Below are 17,268 nucleotides of genomic sequence, written 5' to 3' on the forward strand. Positions count from 1 at the left end.
GCATGAACCGATTGCTTGTTACCCTGCTCGCCGCATTGACGCTGAGTCTCGGCGCGCAGGCGCGCGAAATCACCGACATGGCCGGGCGCCACGTCGTCATTCCCGATCGCATCGAACGCGTTTTCGGCGCCGCGCCGCCGCTCAACGTGCTGCTGCACGCCGTTGCCCCGGAAACGATGCTCGGGCTGTCCTTCCCGGTACCGCCCGAAGCGCGCCCGTACTTCCCCGAACGCCTGCGCGGTCTGCCGGTGGTCGGCGGCGTGTTCGGCATGGGCCAGCAGATGAATCCGGAAAGCGTGCTGATGCAGAAGCCGGATGTGGCGCTGGCGTGGAAGAGCCCGTTCATCGACCAGGCGCGCATCGAGTCGGCCTTTGCCCGCATCGGTCTGCCGGTGGTTTTCGTCCAGCTCGACACCACGGCCGAATGGCCGGCAGCCTTGCGCTTTACCGGCCGCCTGCTCGGCCACGAGGCCAAGGCGGAAGAGGAAGCGCGTGCCGTCGAGCAGGTGCTGGCACGCGTCGGCAAGGTGGTCAACGCGGTCCCGGAAGCGCAGCGGCCACGCGTCTACTACGCCGAAGGCCCGGACGGTCTGGCCACCGACTGTCACCGCTCATTCCACACCGAAGCGATTGAACTCGCCGGCGGCTATAACGTTTTCCGCTGCGAGCCCAAGGACCACATGGGTATGGAGCGGGTCAGCATCGAACAGGTGCTGGCCTTCGCGCCGGACATCATCATCGCGCAGGACCGCAATTTCGTCGCCAGCGTCGGCAAGGACGCGCGCTGGCGCGGCGTCAAGGCGGTACAGGCCGGACGCGTGCTGGTGGTGCCGCGCTGGCCGCACAACTGGATCGACCGGCCGCCATCAATCATGCGCGTCCTCGGCATCCAGTGGCTGGCCAACCAGTTCTATCCGCAGGCCTATCCCTTCGAGTTGCGCCGCGAAACACGTGAGTTCTACCAGCGTTTCCTCGGCGTCAGCCTGAGCGATGCCGAGATTGACGCGCTCTTCCGCTGAAGCACTGCCGCCGCCACGGCCGCTGCCCGGCTTCTCCTGGCCGGGACCGCTCCTGCTCATGGTGGCGGCGGCGATGCTGCTGGCGCTGGCCTACGGACGCTATCCGCTGGCGCCGAGCGAGGTAGTGCAGTACTTCCTCGCCGCCGGCGGCTTTGCCGAAATGGAGCCGGAACGACAGGCGCTGCTGCACAACCTGATCGTCGACATCCGCCTGCCGCGTGTGCTCGCGGCGGTTTTGGTCGGTGCCGGGCTGGCGGTTTCCGGTGCCGCCTTCCAGTCGGTATTCCGCAATCCGCTGGTTTCACCCGGGCTGCTCGGCGTTCTCGCCGGCGCAGCGGCCGGCGCCGCGCTCGGCATGCTGCTCTCGGGCAACTGGTGGGTGATGCAGCTGGCGGCGTTCGCCATGGGCGTCGCGGCGGTCGGCGTCGGCGTCGGTATCGCCGCGCTGTTCGGACACTCGCTGGTCATGCTGGTGCTCGGCGGCATCATCAGCGGCTCGCTGTTCACGGCCATCCTGTCGCTGATCAAGTATCTCGCCGACCCGTACAACCAGCTGCCGGCGATCGTGTACTGGCTGATGGGCAGCCTGGCGATGGCCGAGCTTGGCGACATCGGCCGGCTGGCGGTGCCGATGCTGGTCGGCATCGTTTTCCTCGCCAGCCTCGGCCGCGCGCTCGACGCGCTGGCGATGGGCGACGACGAGGCGCGCGCGCTCGGCGTGCCGGTCACCGCCGTGCGCTACGGCGTCATCGCCGCGGCAACGCTGGTGTCGGCGCTGACCGTGTCGCTCTCCGGAATCATCGGCTGGGTCGGCCTGCTGGTGCCGCACGTCGCGCGCCTGCTCACCGGTCCGGGCAACGTCCGCCTGCTGCCGGCCAGCGCCTGCTTGGGCGCGATCTTCCTGCTGCTCGCCGATGGCATTGCGCGCAACCTGTCGGAAACCGAAATCCCGATCGGCATCGTCACCGAGCTGCTCGGCATCCCCGCCTTCCTGCTCGTGCTGCACCGCGCCCGGCGCAGCTGGGTGACGTGATGCTGCAAGCCCGCCAACTGCATTTCCACTACGGTCGCAAGATCATCCTCGCCGGCGTCGACCTCGATCTGGCGCCAGGCGAACTCGTCTGCCTGCTCGGCAGCAACGGCGCCGGCAAGAGCACCCTGCTGCGCCTGCTGCTCGGCCTGATCAAGCCGTCAGTCGGCGAGGTGCTGCTTGCCGGCCGCCCGATCGGCGCCTTTACCCGACGCGCAGTGGCGACGCAAATCGCCTACGTGCCGCAAGGCCACGCCGCGCCCTTTCCCTACACGGTGCGCGAAGTGGTTCTGCTCGGCCGCCTGCCGAGCGGCAGCCTGTTCCGCGCACCGGGCGCCGAAGACCACGCGCACGTTACCGAGGTGCTCGCCCGGATGGGCATCAGCCGGCTGGCCGACCGCCCATACACCGAGGTTTCCGGCGGCGAACGGCAGCTGGCGCTGATCGCGCGCGCACTGGCGCAGGGCGCCCGCCTGCTGATCATGGACGAGCCGGGCAACGGACTCGATTTCGGCCACCAGCTGCGTCTGCTCGACTGCCTGCTCGAACTGAGCGAAGCCGGTTTCGGCATTCTCATGACCACGCACAACCCGGCGCATGTCGTCATGGGCTCGAACCGCGTCGTCGTTCTCGAAAACGGCGCCATCACCGCCGATGGCGCGGCCGCACAGGTGCTGACGCCGGCCGCCGTTGCCGCGCTCTACCGCATCGACCCCGAGCGGCTGACGCAGGACCCGCTCAGCGGCACGATCAGCGTGCGCGCAAAACCCAGGATGAACGATGCGCACGCACACTGATCGACGGCAAATGCCGGCGCCCGCCGGCCCCCCCCGCCGACTCGCCCGGCAGTTGCTAGCGCTGCTGCTGGCAACGCTGCTGCTGGCGCAGATCGCCGCGGCGGCGACCGCCAGCGTCGAATCGCCAGCCGCGACACCGGCTGCCACGCCCCCGGTGCGCGTCGCCGTGGTCGGCGGTCTGGTGCTGTGCGGCGTCTGGCCGGCGCTTGCCGCGCTGGCCGAACAGGCCACGGGGCTGAGCATCGAAACCGTCGGCGCCGCGCCGAAGGAAGGCGTCGTTCCGCTGTTCCGCGCTGGCGAAGCCGACCTGCTGATCATCCACGGCAGCGACGAAGCCTACGCCCTACTCGCTGCCGGCGACGCAGCACCGCTGCGCGCCTGGGCATTCAACGAACACGTCATCGTCGGCCCGCTGGCGGACCCGGCCGGCGTGCGCGGCGTCGCCAACGGCGCCGAGGCGATCCGGCGTATCGTCGCCGCCGACGCGCCGCTGATGGGCTTCCGCGATCCGGGCAGTTTCACCATCACGCACGCGCTGTTCCGCACTGCCGGCCGCAAACCCGGCCCGCGGCAGCAGCTTTTCGACGACGGCGAGCGGCCGCAGGACGTGCTCGTCGCCGCTGCGCGCCACGGCGCCTACGCCGTCGTCGGCCACATTCCCGTCGCCTTCGGCAAGATGCCGTCGACCGGCACGCGCGTGCTGCTCGCCGGCGATCCGGCGATGCGCCGCGTCTATGTTGTCGTCGAACCGGGACCACGCCACCCGGCCGACACCGCCCGACGCGAACGCGCGCACCGGCTGGCCGACTACCTGCTCGGCAGCGCAGGCCAGCGCGATCTGCTGGCGGCCGATCACGCCGCTGGCGGGCCGTGGATATTCCCGCTGCCGGCAGCGGCAGTTGCCGGCAGCGCAGAGGATTCGCGATGAGCAGTCTGGTCGATTCAGCCCGGGCTGTCGCCGCAGAACGCCAGCCGACTGCGCCGCGAAAACGCTCGCCGGCTTCGCTGAACCGGCTGATTGGCGTGCTCGTCGTCGCTGGCCACGCCTCGCTGCTGGCCCTGTTGCCGACCGGGCTGATCTCGCCGGCCAGCGGATCAACGCCGGCAGTGCTCGTTGCCGAGTGGATCGACGCTGCGGCCACCGCCCCCGCCGAGAAAGCCATCCGGCCACTGCCGCCGATGCCGGTGCCGACGCCGAAAACGCAAGCGGTGCCGAAAAGGCCGGCAGCGGAAAGCCCGAGCCCACCGCTGACCAGCACGGCTGCGCCGGCGCCAGCGGCCGCGACCGTCGCGGCGAGCGTCAGCAACGCGGCGGCTACGGAAAGCGCCGCCGCGACGGCAAGCGCCGAAGCCGCCCCCGCCGGCAAAGTGTCGCCGCCGCGCTTTGACGCCGATTACCTGAAAAACCCGCCGCCGGCCTATCCGCGCACGGCGCGCGAACGCGGCGAGGCCGGGCTGGTCGTCCTGCGCGTCCTCGTCTCGCGCGATGGCCTGCCGCTGGACATTGACGTGCAGCGCAGCAGCGGCTACGAGCGGCTCGACGACGCCGCGCTCGCCGCCGTTCGTCATTGGCAGTTCCTGCCGGCGCGGCAAGGCGGCGAGGCGGTCGCCGCGCGCGTTCTGGTCCCCATTTCCTTCAACTTGCGGAGCTAAGCATGGCAGATTCCGGCCTTCTTCATTTTCTTGCCGGCGCCGACACGCTGGCCCGTGTCGTCCTCGCACTGCTGCTGCTGATGTCGTTGCTGTCCTGGTATCAGATCCTCGGCAAGGGCCTGCGCACGCTGCTCGATACCCGCCGACAGGGCCGCTTCCTGGCGGTTTTCCGGCAGTGCCGCACGGTGGGCGAGTGCGAGCGGCAACTGCCGGCCGACACCGATGACAGCAGCCCGGCCGCTGCCAGGGTCGCCGCCGCGGCCTTTGCCGCTGGCCGGCGCTGGCGTCTGGGCGGCGGTGATCTCGCCTCGGCAGCGGGTGGCGAATTCATCGAGCGCGCCGTCTATCGCGAAACGGCAAAAGCCCGCGTCGCGCTGGAGAGCGGCCTCAGCACGCTGGCGGCAATTGCCTCGACCGCGCCCTTCGTCGGCCTGTTCGGCACAGTCTGCAGCATCTACCACGCGCTGCTGGCGATCGGCCAGAGCGGACAGGGAGGCATCGAACGTGTCGCCGGGCCGGTCGCCGAGAGTCTGATCATGACCGCCATCGGCCTCGCCGTCGCCATCCCGGCCGCGTTGGCGCACAACGCCTTCGTGCGTAGCGGCCGCCTCGCCACGGCCGAACTTGAGGATTTCGGCGAGGAACTGCAGAGCCTGCTGGCGAGCGGCGTGGCGGCACCGCAAGCCGGTCAGGGCGCTCCCGCCTGGCCGCTTGGCGTCAGCCGGGAGGCGACATGACGCGACGCTACCGGCAGCACGAAGACAGCTTCGGCCCGGCGCGCGCCGAGCTCAATCTGGTGCCACTGATCGACGTCATGCTGGTGCTGCTGGTAATCGTGATGATCGCCTCGCCCTGGCTGACACACGCCGTCACCATCGAACTGCCGCGCGTCAGCAGCGCGACGAAACCGCCGCCACCGGCGCACGTTGAACTCGATATCGGCGCCAAGGGCGAACTCTACTGGCAGAACAATCCACTGGCGGCGTCGGAGCTGGCCGACTACGTCGCGCAGGCGGTGGCGCGCGATGCCGAGGTCGAGCTGCGCATCCACGCCGACCGCCGCGCCGCTTACGAACATGTGGCGCGGGCAATGGCCATTGCTTCGCGCGGCGGCATCGGCCGCATCGGCTTCGTCAGCGACCCGGAACGCTGAGCGGCGCACGATCATTAGCCGCGATCGCCACGCCCTGCCTGCACGCGCCGTACATTTCTGTCGCGAGCCGCACAAAAGCGTTACGGCGGCGCTGTACGGTTAGCGACAGGTGTTTTGGCGGCGACCGGCACATCATCAAATACCTTATACGGATCAAACGCTTAATGAATCTCCGGAAAGCAGGCACGGGCATTGCTAAATCACTCCCGACATCCTTGCATGCGGGAGAGCAATATGGATCATCACCTCACCGGCCAGTCTGGTTCGGGCAGCTGTAGTGGTAGCGGCGGCGGCTGTGGCAGCGGCGCCCCCGGCCTTGATGCCCTCGGCGAAGACGTCCGGCGCAAGGTCGCCGAACACCCCTGCTATTCCGAAGGCGCGCATCACCACTTCGCGCGCATGCACGCGGCCGTCGCGCCGGCCTGCAACATCCAGTGCAATTACTGTAATCGCAAGTTCGACTGTTCCAACGAATCGCGTCCGGGTGTCGTTTCCGAAGTGCTGACGCCCGATCAGGCGGTGCTGAAGACGCTCGCCGTCGCTGCCGCCATCCCGCAGATGTCGGTGCTCGGCATCGCCGGCCCCGGCGACCCCCTGGCCAACCCGGAACGCACTTTCGCCGTCTTCCGCGAACTCGCCGTCAAGGCGCCCGACCTCAAGCTGTGTGTGTCGACCAACGGCCTCGCCCTGCCCGAGCATGTCGAGGAACTCGCTCGCCTCAAGGTCGATCACGTCACCATCACCATCAACTGCCTCGACCCCGACATCGGCGCCAAAATCTACCCGTGGATCTTCTGGAACCACCGCCGCGTGCGCGGCCGCGAAGCCGCAGAAATCCTCATCGCCCAGCAACAGAAGGGCCTCGAGATGCTGGTCGAGCGCGGCATCCTGGTGAAGGTCAATTCGGTGATGATTCCGGGAATCAATGACCAGCATCTGGCCGAAGTCTCGCGTCACGTACGTGCCAAGGGTGCCTTCCTGCACAACGTCATGCCGCTGATCGCGGCGCCCGAGCACGGCACCTATTTCGGCCTGACCGGCCAGCGCAGCCCGTCGCCGCAGGAGCTGCAAGCCCTGCAGGACGAGTGCGCCGGCGACATGAACATGATGCGGCACTGCCGCCAGTGCCGCGCCGACGCCGTCGGCCTGCTTGGCGAGGACCGCAGCAGCGAATTCTCGCTGGCGAAGATCGCCGGCATGGAAATCGACCATGAAGCAGCGCTGGCACGCCGCGTCGCCTACCGCGCGAAGATCGAGGCCGAGGCCGCCGAGAAGAAGGCGCGCGCCCACGCCGTGCCACCGGCAGCGAAGATCAAGCAGGTGATCGCGCTGCACCCGCGGCCGGCGAACGGCAAGGAAACGGCGCCGGCAACGAGCAGCGACGCGCCGGTCACCAGCATCGCGCTGGCGGCTGCCACAACGCCCTCGGCGCCGCCGGCGCAGCCGCGCCCGGCGCTGATCGCCGTCGCCACCGAAGGCGGCGGCATCATCAACCAGCACTTCGGCCACGCACGCGAATTCCTCGTCTATGAAGCCTCGGCAGCCGGCGTGCGCTTCATCGGCCGGCGCGGCGTCGACCTCTATTGCGCCGGCGAAGACAGCTGTGGCGACGACGGCGAGAGCAAGCTCACGAAAACCCTGCGCGCACTGGCCGGCTGCGAAGTCATTCTCTGCTCGCGCATCGGCATCGACCCCTGGCGCGCGCTCGAAGAGGCCGGCATCACGCCGAACAGCGAACGCGCGCTCGAACCGATCGAGGAAGCCGTTCTCGCCACCTGGCAGGAACTCGCCGCCAGCGGCCGGCTCAACGCGCCGGCGCCGCAACTGCGCCGCGCCTGAGCGGAGATCGTTCATGGCACTGGAAATCATCGACAGCTGCACGAGTTGCCAGGCCTGTCTGCCGCTGTGCCCGAACAAGGCGATCGTCGCCGCGGCGCCACATTTCCTGATCGTCGCCGACCTCTGCAACGAGTGCGCCGGTGACTACGACGATCCGCAGTGCGCGTCGATCTGCCCGGTTGAAGGCGCGATCCTCGACGAGCTTGGCCGCGAACTCAACCCGCCCGGTTCGCTGACCGGTCTGCCGCCAGCGCTCGCCGCGCTGGTTGCCGCGGCGAGCCCGAGCGAAGTTGTCGGCAAATAGGAAAGGTCCCGATGGCGCATATCGTTTTTCTCGAAAAGACCGGCTGCAAAGGCAACGCCAGGCAGAAAGTGCTGCTCAGCGCTGCCGGCCACACCCTGAGCGTGCGCGATATCCGTCACGAGCCGTGGACGCGCGAGCAACTGCTCGCTTTCCTCGGCCCGCTGCCGGTCGCCGAGTGGTTCAACCGCAGCGCGCCAGCGGTCAAGGAAGGGCGCATCGTTCCCGAGGCGCTGTCGGCCGATGAGGCGCTCACCGCGCTGCTGGCCGAACCCTTGCTGATCCGGCGGCCGCTGCTGCAGGTTGGCGACGAGCGGCGCGTCGGTTTCGACGCCGCGGCGATCGACGCCTGGATCGGCCTGCCGGGCATCGAGGTTCCGTCCAACATCGACCGCTGCCAACACGACCATGAACCTGATGCTCTCCGCTGCGGCGACTGACAGCGCCATCGAGATCGGCAACGATGTGCACTGGATCGGTGCCTTCGACCCCGACCTGCGCGCTTTCGACCTGATCCTGCGCACGGCCAACGGCACCACCTACAACGCCTACGTGGTGCGCGGCAGCGAGGGTGTGGCGGTGATCGACACGGTCAAGGAAGCTTTCGCCGGGCAGTTCTTCTCGCGCTTCGAATCGGTCGCCGACTACGAGGAAATCCGCTACATCGTCCTCAACCACCTCGAACCCGACCACTCGGGCGCGCTGCCTGAACTGATGCGCCGGGCGCCGCAAGCGAGGCTGGTGATCTCGACGCGCGCGCCGATGATGCTCAAGGGCTTGCTCAAGGGCAGCAGCAATGAAGACGACCAGCACAGCGGTTCGCGCGTGCTCGACTATCTCGCCGTCGGCGGTGGCGACCGCATCTCGCTCGGCAAGCGCTCGCTCTCCTTCCTGCATACGCCCTTCCTGCACTGGCCGGACACGCAGTGCACCTGGGTCGAAGATGAAGGCATCCTCTTCTCGGGCGACGTTTTCGGCTGCCATTTCTGCGACACGCGCCTCTTTAACGACGCCGTCGGCGACTTCCGTTTCTCGTTCGAGAGCTATTACGGCTCGATCATGCGCCCCTTCCGCGAGCACATGCGCGACGCGCTCGACCAGATCGAGCCGCTGCCGTTCAAGGTGATCGCGCCGGCGCACGGACCGATCCTGCGCCATACGCCGCGCCACTACGTGCGCCGCTACCGCGAGATGTGCGGCAGCACGCTGACCAACGAGGCGGCAGCGACACGCACCCTGCTCGTCTTCTATCTCTCGGCCTACGGCAACACGCGGCGCATGGCCGAATCGATCGCCGCCGGCGCCGAGGAAGTCGACGACGTGCGCGTCTCGCTCTACGACATCGAAGGCGGCGACATCCTGCCTTTCGTCGACCTGATCGAGGAAGCCGACGGCCTCGTCTTCGGCAGCCCGACGATCAACGGCGACGCAGTGAAGCCGGTGTGGGACCTGCTCTCCTCGCTGACGCGCGTCAATGTGCGCGGCAAGCTGGCCGCCGCCTTCGGCTCCTACGGCTGGAGCGGTGAAGCGATGCCGCTGATCGAGGACCGACTGCGCGGCCTGAAGCTGCGCGTGCCCGTCAAGGGCCTGCGCGTCAAGCTGATTCCGACCGAAGACGAACTCGAAGTCTGCCGCCGTTTCGGCCGCGACCTCGCGCTGCATCTCACCGGCCGGCAGGAAAAGAAACCGGTGATCGACCTCGCCGAACTCAGCTAGCCCCCACTTCCCACTTCCCGATCACCACCACTCCCCCGGAAGCCCACATGCCCAAAGCAAAAGTCACCTTCGAAGACGTTGGCGTCACCGTCATCGTCCCCGCCGGTACGCGCCTGATCGAAGTTTCGGAAAAGGTCGGTGCCGGCATCACCTACGGCTGCCGCGAAGGCGAATGCTGCACCTGCCTGACGCGCGTCGTCTCCGGTGGTGAACACCTTGCCGCGCCTTCGGTCCTCGAAGACCAGGTGCTCAAGGACAATATGGCGCCGCGCAATCACCGTCTGGCCTGCCAGGCGCAGGTACTTGGTGGTGAAATCGTCGTCAAGCCCGCGTAACAAGCCCGCAGTAAATTTCACCCACCTACAAATCAGGGGAGCATCAGCATGGCCAATATCACCTTCAGCAGCCCGCTGCACAAAGACAAGACGGTCTATGCCGTCGCCGGCAGCCACAAGCAGACGATTCTCGAAATCGCCAAGGAAAACCACATCCCGATCGACTTCGGCTGCGGCAACGGCGAATGTGGCACCTGTCTGGTCAAGGTTTTCAGCATCGACCGCAAGAAGCGCATGGCGCACCCGCTGACCGAACATGAAACCAAGGTACTCAAGGAAATGGGCAAGATCACGCAGGCGCAGATCGACCAGATGCGTGTCGATGACCTGATGCCGACCGAATGGCGTCTGGCCTGCCAGATGGTCATGCGCGACGAGGACATCATCGTCGAATACCCCAGCCGCTGATGTGAAAAAAGAACGCGTCGCACGCGCCGAAGCAGTCTATCTCGGCCTCGCGCTCGGCGACGCGCTCGGCGCGACGGTTGAGTTCATGACGCCGCGAGAAATCGCGGCGCAGTACCGTGTACATCGCGAAATCCGCGGTGGCGGCTGGTTGCATCTGCGTTCCGGCAGCGTCACCGACGACACGACGATGTCGCTGGCGCTCGGTGAGGCGATCATCGCCAGCAGCGGCGAGGTTGAGCCGCTGGCTTGCGCGCAGGCGCTCGACGGCTGGATGCGCGCGAAGCCGGTCGACATCGGCAATACCGTACGCCGCAACCTGATCCAGTTCCGCCAGACCGGCAGGCCGGAAGCCCCGCCGTCAGCGAACGACGCCGGTAATGGCGCAGCGATGCGCGTACTGCCGGTGGCACTGGTCACCTTCGGCGCCAGTGACGACGAAGTACGCGCCGCCGTGCGCGCGCAGGCGCACGTCACGCACAACAACCCGCAGTCGGACGCCGCTGCCGAACTGATCGCCTTCGTCATCCAGGAAGGCATGCGCGGTTGCCCGCTGCAGACGATCTATCGCCGCCGCATCGCGCCTTTTCTCGCAGCGTGGCCGGAATTCACCCTGCGCGCGAAGCATCTCGAGAACCCCAGCGGCTGGATCGTCGAGACGATGCAGGCGGTGCTGCAGGCACTGCTCGACACGGCCAACATCGAGGAATGCCTGGTCGATGTCGTCAACCGCGGCGGCGACGCCGACACCACCGGCGCTATCGCCGGCATGATGGCCTGCGCCCTGCACTACCCCTCGCTGCCGCCAACGCGCTGGCTGGCGGCGCTCGACCCGAAAATCTTCACCGCCGTGCGCACGCAGGCGCGCACGCTTATCGCACTGGCCGGCGAACGCTACGGCGAGGCTGTTGCCGATTAGCTCGCAGCACGGGTAGCGGCGGCGAGGCCCGCCGTGGGCCAGTGACCGCCCTGGCTTACTGCTCGACGAATGCGCGTTCGATGACGTAATCGCCGGTGGCACCGATGTGCGGCGAAATGGCGAAACCGCGCGCATCGAGCAGCGCCGAGATTTCCTTGAGCATCGCCGGGCCGCCGCAGATCATGGCGCGGTCGCTGGCCGGGTCGAGCGGCGCTTCGCCGATGTCGGCGAAAAGCTTGCCGGAGACGATCAACTCGGTCTGCCGGCCCTGATTGCGGAAAGGCTCGCGTGTCACCGTCGGGTAGTAGATCAGCTTGTCGCGGATTTCCTCGCCCAGGTATTCGTGCTCGCGCAGATCGTTCGCGATGTAGTCGTGGTAAGCCAGTTCATTGGTCCGGCGCACGCCATGGATGAGGATGATCTTCTCGAAACGCTCATAGGTTTCGGGATCGTGGATCAGGCTCATGAACGGCGCCAGGCCGGTGCCGGTGGCAAACAGGAACAGGCGCTTGCCGGGCTTGAGGTCGCGCAGCACCAGCGTGCCGGTCGGCTTGCGGCTGATCAGCAATTGATCGTCGGGTTTGAGGTGCTGCAGGCGTGAAGTGAGCGGGCCATCGGGCACCTTGATGCTGAAGAACTCGAGGTGCTCTTCGTAATTAGGGCTGGCGATGCTGTAGGCGCGCAGCAGCGGGCGGCCATTCACTTCCAGCCCGATCATCACGAACTGGCCGTTGATGAAACGCATTCCCGGATCGCGCGTCGTGCGGAAGCTGAACAGATTGTCGTTCCAGTGATGGACGGACAGAACGGTGGCTGGCGCGAGCGTGCTCATGGGTGTCTCCGGACGATTGACGATGGCCGCATGCTAGCGCTCGCCTTTTACTTGCAGAAGCGGATAATTTCTCTATCGATAAGCGACTGAGCCGATATGAAGATCACCCTGCGCCAACTCGAAATATTCGGCGCGATTGCGCGCACCGAAAACGTCTCGCGCGCCGCCAAGCACCTGCACATGTCGCAATCGGCGGCGAGCAGCGCGCTGGTCGAGCTGGAAAGGCTGTTCGACTGCCCGCTTTTCGACCGCATCGGCAAGTCGCTGCATCTCAACTTGACCGGCCGCGGACTGCTGCCGGCGGTCGATGCACTGCTGGCGCAGGCGCAGGATGTCGAAACCCGGCTGGCCGGTGGCCGGCTGGGGCCGCTCAATGTCGGCGCGACGCTGACCATCGGCAACTATCTCGCCACCCTGCTGCTCGCCGAATACATGCAGCAGCACCCGGAATCGGCCGTCGAACTGCACGTCGCCAATACCGACGCGATCGTCGAGCGCCTGCTGCGCTTCGACTGCGACGTCGGCCTGATCGAGGGCGACGTCAGCCACCCCGAGCTGCTCGTCGAACGCTGGCTCGAAGACGAACTGGTGGTCTTCTGCGCCCCCGGCCATGCGCTGGCCACGGCGGGCAGCGCCGACAACGAGACGCTGGCACGGCAGGACTGGATCCTGCGCGAGCGCGGTTCGGGAACGCGCAGCCAGTTCGACCGCATCGTCGCGCCGCAACTCGCGACCCTGAAGCTGCGCCTGGAACTCGAGCACACCGAGGCGATCAAGCGCGCCGTCGAGGCCGGCCTCGGCATCGCCTGCCTGTCGCGGCTGGCGCTGCGCGAAGCCCTGCGGCGCCGCAGCCTCATCGAAATCGCCACGCCGCAGTTCGATATGCGCCGCAGCTTCCACTTCGCGCGCCACCGGCAACGGCATCAGAGCGCAGCGGTGGCAGGCTTTCTGCAGCTATGCCGCGAACTCACCCGCCAGGCGGCGAGCACCAAACAGCTGCCGATGCCGTTCACCCTCTGAGCTGAGGCAGTTCCGCCTCTGCCACGCCGCAACATCCAGGACAGGCGCGCCGCATCTGCAAACTTGCTGCGCGCTGCCGTTCACTTTTTTGTTGCGAATGATTATCATTAGCACTAGTCCATGCAGTTGTTCAATCATCCCGAGCCTCATTCCCTCGACAACAGGAGTCTGAAATGCCTCGCATCGGAATTTTCTACGGCAGCAATACCGGTAACACCCGCCGCGTCGCAAAAATGATCAGGAAACGCTTCGACGAGACGACGATGGCCGATCCGGTCAACATCAACAAGGCCAGCCGCGAAGACCTTGAGGCTTACCCGCTCCTGATCCTTGGCACGCCGACGCTGGGTGAAGGGCAGTTACCCGGCATGTCTGCCGATTGCAACGACGAAAGCTGGGAAGAGGCCATCGAGCGACTCGACGACATCGACCTTTCGGGCAAGACCGTTGCCCTGTTTGGCCTGGGCGATCAGGTGGCGTACCGCACCGAGTTTGTCGACGCGTTGTTCGAACTCTACGAATTCGCGATCGACAAGGGAGCGCGCGTGGTCGGCTCATGGCCCGTTACCGGCTACGACTTCAAGCACTCGAATGCGGTCGTCGACGGACGTTTCGTCGGCCTCGCACTGGACCTTGACAACCAGAAGGACCTCACCGAAGCACGCATCGACGACTGGTTGAAGTCGATCGCCGCCGATTTCCAGCTTTCACTTTAAAGGGAACCACCACCATGAACACGACAAACGCCAGCACCAATGACGAACAGGTACTCGTCCGCACCTTTTACCTGCTGTCGCGCGCCGCGACCATCGGCGTCTGCCGTGGCCGCATGCGCGCCGTCATCCAGCACCTGACTGAGTTGCGCAGCGCCACGGGCGTCTCCGCTGCCGTACGTGAAATGTCGGAAAAGCTGCTCGTCGACTGGCGCGCGGCGCAGGCCGAACACTTCGCGCAGGATGCCGCACCCGCCGAGAAAGCCTGTCACTGCTTGCACTAGGCAGTTTTCTGCGGTGCTTCCGCGTCTCGCTCGCCCAGGAGATCAAACGACGCGGAAACATTCGCAGAACTTGCTGTTCCGCCCAGCATTAAATGCGAATATTTCTCGTTGACACAAATTCAAACGACTTCTAATATGAGAACCGTTATCACTTACAGCGAGCACCATCATGAATAGCATCATCGGCAATCTCGTGCTTGTCGGCGCTCTGCTGTGGTGCGTTCTGCTCGGCAGCGTCGGTGACGGCCTTGCCCTGTAAGCCGACAAAACCACGATTCATCAACCGAGCGAAAGGAAAGCAAAAGCGTGGAAGCAAGCACCCGGTCACCATCACTCATGGCTGCTAACGCTACCGTGCTTGCCAAGCTGAACGATCTCTACAACGAAGCTTTTGCGCACGACGGCTATGCCGAAATCAGGGTTGAAATGCGCATCCTGCGACGCGGACAGAAAGAAGTCATTCTGCATTGTGGCAAGCAGTACCGTTATGTAGTGGATTACGCGCTCTAGGCAATCTGGAGCGCACAAGATTCCGACCGGGGTGGGCCTGGCGGATGGAAGAAAACGCCGGCGACGGGGGGTCGCGGCGAAATCACCCGGACTTGTCCGGAATTTCGTTAAGCAACTGGCGCAGGAGTTCCCAGCGGCTGGGAATCCGTAACCATCCAGATCAGGAAGCCCAACATGAAAATCACGCTCAGCAAACTCATGGCCATGCCGATGGCCGAACTGAAGTCCAGAATCGAGTCGATCGACGCCGCCGCCGTACGCGGCCGTGCGCTGCGCCGTCAGCTCAACGGCCTGAAGAAGAAGTCGGGCGGCTTCACGCTGCTCGAACTGCTCGTCGTCGTCGCCATCCTGGCAGCGATCGCCGGCACCGCAACGATCATGCTGCAGGACACCGACCGCAAGGCCTCGGCCGCCGCGCACGTGGCGATGATGGACGAGCTGTCGAAGGGCATCCAGACCTTCCGCGTGCTCAACCAGGGCATGTATCCGGACAACTTCGACTCGCTGCTCGGAAACGGGACCGCTACTCTGACCGGAGCAACCCCTCTGACGGGCTTCCTGAGCGAAGACCTCATCGGCGACGGAACGGCTGGCAGCGGCAGCATCGAGCCGACCACGCTCACCGCCGCCGACGTTGCGGCACTTGACAGCGTCGGCATCAAGAACGCCAGGGTTGTCGATACCACCCAGGATCCGAACGCCGGCACCGAAGGCAGTTGCGCCACGGGCGCTCTCATCCAGACGATGCTGAAGAGCAAGTCGACCGACATCACGGCGCAGAACATCTTCAAGGATGCCACGGCTGGCAATGGTTGCGGCTTTGCGGCGAGCGCCCCGCTCATCGCCGACGGCGCTGCCTATCGCTGGCGCGCGAGTGGCAACGTGCGCGTCAACGCCGCCGCGACCGACCGCCTGATCGCCTTCGGCGTCGGCCCGGACAGCACGCTGTTCGCGCCGAGCACCATCGGCGCGCTGTCGAACGTGCCGGTCTACCGCCATGTGCAGCCGACCGAGTACAACCGCTTCATCGTCCTCTGGAACGTGTCGACCACCGGTGGCCAGGCCAGCTTCCAGGCCATCGTCGATGGCGCGGGCGACACCAAGGACGAAGAACTCGGCGAGTTCGACAACGTCCGCAAGACCTAAGTCGATCGTCTGACCGACTGGCGGCCGGGCCTCTTGCCCGCCGCCGCCGCGCGGCGCCGGAAGCAGCTCTCCGGCGCCGCCCCCCTCTGTCCGCACTACCCTCTGCAGTCGCCCAATGACCCAGCCAGCTTCCGTCGCCAGCGTCGTCGAGGCGTTTTTCGTTCGCCACCGCGAGCGCTTCGTCTATGTGCATCTGGTCTTCTTCGTCTTCTTCCTGATCCTGCTGTTTGCGCCGCTGTTCTCGGCCGAGGCAAAGGTTGGTGACACGCAGTGGACGAATTTTGCGCTGTTCGCCAACTACGTCATGTGGGGCCTGTGGTTCCCGCTGACGCTCGCGTCGGTGATCTTCACCGGGCGCAGCTGGTGCGGACTGTTCTGCCCGATGGGCGCCGCCTCCGAATGGTCCAGCCGCGTCGGCCTGAAGCGGCCGATTCCGGCGTGGCTGCGCTGGGAAGGTACGCCGATCGTCAGCTTCGTCGTCATCACCGTACTCGGCCAGACCGTCGGCGTGCGCGAACACCCCGAAGGGGTCGCCATCATCTTCGGCGGCACCATGCTCTGCGCCATTGTCTTCGGCCTGCTGTTCACCAACGGCAAGCGCCCCTGGTGCCGGCACGCCTGCCCGGTCGGACTGCTGCTCGGGCTGTTTTCGCGGCTCGGCATCGTGCATTTCCAGCAGAAGAAGATCATCTACTTCGAAAAGACCAGCAGCGCCGAGCGCTACGCCGAACGCGGCCTCTGCCCGACGCTGATTGACATCAAGCGCAAGGACGAATCGCGCCACTGCATCGAGTGCTTCAAGTGCGTGCATCCGCAGAACAGCGGCGGCCTGCAGATGCGCTTCCGCCATCCAGGCGCCGAGGTCGAGAAAATCCGCACGCACCATCCCAACATCACCGAGGTCGTCTTCTTCTTTGTCGCCATCGGCACCGCGCTCGGCGGCTTCCTCTGGCTGACGCTCGAGTCCTACCAGAATTTGCGCCGCAGCGTCGGCGAGTGGGCGCTGGCGCAGGACTGGAGCTGGATCGGCAACAGCGGTCCGGGCTGGCTGATGAGCGTGCACCCGGCGCGCGGCGAGGTATTCAGCTGGCTCGACTTCTTCATGATTGCCGGCTTCATGCTCGCCTGCGCCGCCGCCACCGCGCTGGTGCTCGGGCTGATGACACTGGCGGCGGCCTTCCTCGCCGGCGAGGAAGGCGGCGACGGCACGCTCGCCTCGCGCTTCCTCGAACTCGGCTACCAGTTCGCACCGGTGTCGCTGGTGTCGCTGATCATCGGCCTCGGTTCCAAGCTGTTCATGCCGCTCGATGCCTTCGGCGCCGACGCGCCCGGCATCGCCAAGGAAGGGCTCTTCGCCATCGGTTTCCTGTGGAGCCTGCTGCTCGGCTACCGGCTGCTCGGTGAGCAGGGTATCGCCCCCGCGAAGCGCTGGCTGCCGCTCATGCCCGGCGTCGTCGGCAGCTGCATGATCGGCATCGCCTGGTGGGTCGCCATCTTCGGGGCGATTGAACTGTGACCGACCCACGCCCGCGGCACGTCTGTCCGTTCGGCCCGCATTCGATGCAGGCCCCGGCCGTCGACTTTATCGCATCGCAA

General features: G+C 66.2%; 21 protein-coding genes. 20 read left to right on the top strand and 1 reads right to left on the bottom strand.

Annotation, left to right across the window (positions count from 1 at the left end; translation table 11 throughout):
* Positions 1-2: 2 nt before the first annotated feature.
* From GGD90_RS15225 to draG, 14 genes are all read left to right on the top strand, one after another.
* Positions 3-1,019 carry an ABC transporter substrate-binding protein gene (locus tag GGD90_RS15225; protein ID WP_153117638.1) on the top strand — a complete coding sequence of 339 codons (1,017 nt, stop codon included), beginning with the start codon at positions 3-5 and terminating at the stop codon, positions 1,017-1,019.
* The gene (locus GGD90_RS15230; RefSeq protein WP_228273787.1) at positions 1,000-2,052 is read left to right on the top strand and encodes a FecCD family ABC transporter permease; all 1,053 of its coding nucleotides are present in this window, start codon (positions 1,000-1,002) and stop codon (positions 2,050-2,052) included. Before GGD90_RS15225 ends, GGD90_RS15230 begins: the two co-directional genes overlap by 20 nt.
* A complete protein-coding gene (locus GGD90_RS15235; protein ID WP_153117636.1) occupies positions 2,052-2,846 on the top strand; it encodes an ABC transporter ATP-binding protein in 795 nt (264 codons plus the stop codon). The genes GGD90_RS15230 and GGD90_RS15235 overlap by 1 nt, the downstream gene beginning before the upstream one ends.
* Entirely contained in the window at positions 2,830-3,774 is a 945-nt protein-coding gene (locus GGD90_RS15240) for a substrate-binding domain-containing protein (RefSeq protein WP_228273786.1), read from the top strand. Before GGD90_RS15235 ends, GGD90_RS15240 begins: the two co-directional genes overlap by 17 nt.
* Entirely contained in the window at positions 3,771-4,499 is a 729-nt protein-coding gene (locus GGD90_RS15245) for an energy transducer TonB (RefSeq protein WP_153117635.1), read from the top strand. Before GGD90_RS15240 ends, GGD90_RS15245 begins: the two co-directional genes overlap by 4 nt.
* Positions 4,500-4,501: 2 nt before the next feature.
* Positions 4,502-5,236 carry a MotA/TolQ/ExbB proton channel family protein gene (locus GGD90_RS15250; RefSeq protein ID WP_153117634.1) on the top strand — a complete coding sequence of 245 codons (735 nt, stop codon included), beginning with the start codon at positions 4,502-4,504 and terminating at the stop codon, positions 5,234-5,236.
* Positions 5,233-5,652, top strand: a complete 420-nt coding sequence (locus GGD90_RS15255; protein WP_153117633.1) for an ExbD/TolR family protein — start codon at positions 5,233-5,235, stop codon at positions 5,650-5,652. The genes GGD90_RS15250 and GGD90_RS15255 overlap by 4 nt, the downstream gene beginning before the upstream one ends.
* A 234-nt stretch (positions 5,653-5,886) precedes the next feature.
* Positions 5,887-7,491, top strand: coding sequence for a nitrogenase cofactor biosynthesis protein NifB (nifB, locus tag GGD90_RS15260; protein ID WP_153117632.1), 1,605 nt, complete (start codon positions 5,887-5,889; stop codon positions 7,489-7,491).
* 13 nt (positions 7,492-7,504) lie between these two features.
* Positions 7,505-7,795 (top strand): 4Fe-4S dicluster domain-containing protein, encoded by a 291-nt coding sequence (locus tag GGD90_RS15265; RefSeq protein ID WP_153117631.1) that lies wholly within the window; start codon positions 7,505-7,507, stop codon positions 7,793-7,795.
* 11 nt (positions 7,796-7,806) lie between these two features.
* The gene (locus GGD90_RS15270; protein WP_153117630.1) at positions 7,807-8,232 is read left to right on the top strand and encodes an ArsC/Spx/MgsR family protein; all 426 of its coding nucleotides are present in this window, start codon (positions 7,807-7,809) and stop codon (positions 8,230-8,232) included.
* Entirely contained in the window at positions 8,201-9,508 is a 1,308-nt protein-coding gene (locus tag GGD90_RS15275) for an FprA family A-type flavoprotein (protein WP_228273785.1), read from the top strand. The genes GGD90_RS15270 and GGD90_RS15275 overlap by 32 nt, the downstream gene beginning before the upstream one ends.
* 47 nt (positions 9,509-9,555) lie before the next feature.
* Positions 9,556-9,843, top strand: coding sequence for a 2Fe-2S iron-sulfur cluster-binding protein (locus tag GGD90_RS15280; protein ID WP_153117629.1), 288 nt, complete (start codon positions 9,556-9,558; stop codon positions 9,841-9,843).
* Between the two features lie 48 nt (positions 9,844-9,891).
* Positions 9,892-10,251: a 2Fe-2S iron-sulfur cluster-binding protein gene (locus GGD90_RS15285; protein ID WP_153117628.1), complete on the top strand. Its 360-nt coding sequence runs from the start codon at positions 9,892-9,894 to the stop codon at positions 10,249-10,251.
* A gap of 1 nt (position 10,252) precedes the next feature.
* Positions 10,253-11,167, top strand: coding sequence for an ADP-ribosyl-[dinitrogen reductase] hydrolase (gene draG, locus GGD90_RS15290; protein WP_153117627.1), 915 nt, complete (start codon positions 10,253-10,255; stop codon positions 11,165-11,167).
* 55 nt (positions 11,168-11,222) lie between these two features.
* Here the strand turns inward: draG and GGD90_RS15295 are convergent, their stop codons facing one another.
* On the bottom strand, positions 11,223-11,999 hold the full coding sequence (locus GGD90_RS15295) for a ferredoxin--NADP reductase (protein WP_153117626.1): 777 nt from the start codon (positions 11,997-11,999) through the stop codon (positions 11,223-11,225).
* 96 nt (positions 12,000-12,095) lie between these two features.
* On the opposite strand from GGD90_RS15295, the gene GGD90_RS15300 reads away from it, so the two are divergent.
* The 6 genes from GGD90_RS15300 to GGD90_RS15325 all read left to right on the top strand — a co-directional run bounded on the left by GGD90_RS15300 (position 12,096) and on the right by GGD90_RS15325 (position 17,188).
* Positions 12,096-13,019 (top strand): LysR family transcriptional regulator, encoded by a 924-nt coding sequence (locus GGD90_RS15300; RefSeq protein WP_153117625.1) that lies wholly within the window; start codon positions 12,096-12,098, stop codon positions 13,017-13,019.
* Between the two features lie 173 nt (positions 13,020-13,192).
* Complete coding sequence (locus GGD90_RS15305; RefSeq protein WP_153117624.1) at positions 13,193-13,735, top strand: flavodoxin; 543 nt, start codon at positions 13,193-13,195, stop codon at positions 13,733-13,735.
* A gap of 14 nt (positions 13,736-13,749) precedes the next feature.
* On the top strand, positions 13,750-14,016 hold the full coding sequence (locus GGD90_RS15310) for a hypothetical protein (RefSeq protein WP_153117623.1): 267 nt from the start codon (positions 13,750-13,752) through the stop codon (positions 14,014-14,016).
* 306 nt (positions 14,017-14,322) lie between these two features.
* Positions 14,323-14,526, top strand: coding sequence for a hypothetical protein (locus GGD90_RS15315; RefSeq protein WP_153117622.1), 204 nt, complete (start codon positions 14,323-14,325; stop codon positions 14,524-14,526).
* A 174-nt stretch (positions 14,527-14,700) separates the two neighbouring features.
* On the top strand, positions 14,701-15,672 hold the full coding sequence (locus GGD90_RS15320; RefSeq protein ID WP_153117621.1) for a type II secretion system protein: 972 nt from the start codon (positions 14,701-14,703) through the stop codon (positions 15,670-15,672).
* A 115-nt stretch (positions 15,673-15,787) separates the two neighbouring features.
* The gene (locus tag GGD90_RS15325; RefSeq protein WP_153117620.1) at positions 15,788-17,188 is read left to right on the top strand and encodes a 4Fe-4S binding protein; all 1,401 of its coding nucleotides are present in this window, start codon (positions 15,788-15,790) and stop codon (positions 17,186-17,188) included.
* Positions 17,189-17,268: the final 80 nt, after the last annotated feature.

The sequence above is a fragment of the Rhodocyclus tenuis genome (assembly GCF_014197755.1).
GTDB classification, from domain to species: Bacteria; Pseudomonadota; Gammaproteobacteria; order Burkholderiales; family Rhodocyclaceae; genus Rhodocyclus; species Rhodocyclus tenuis.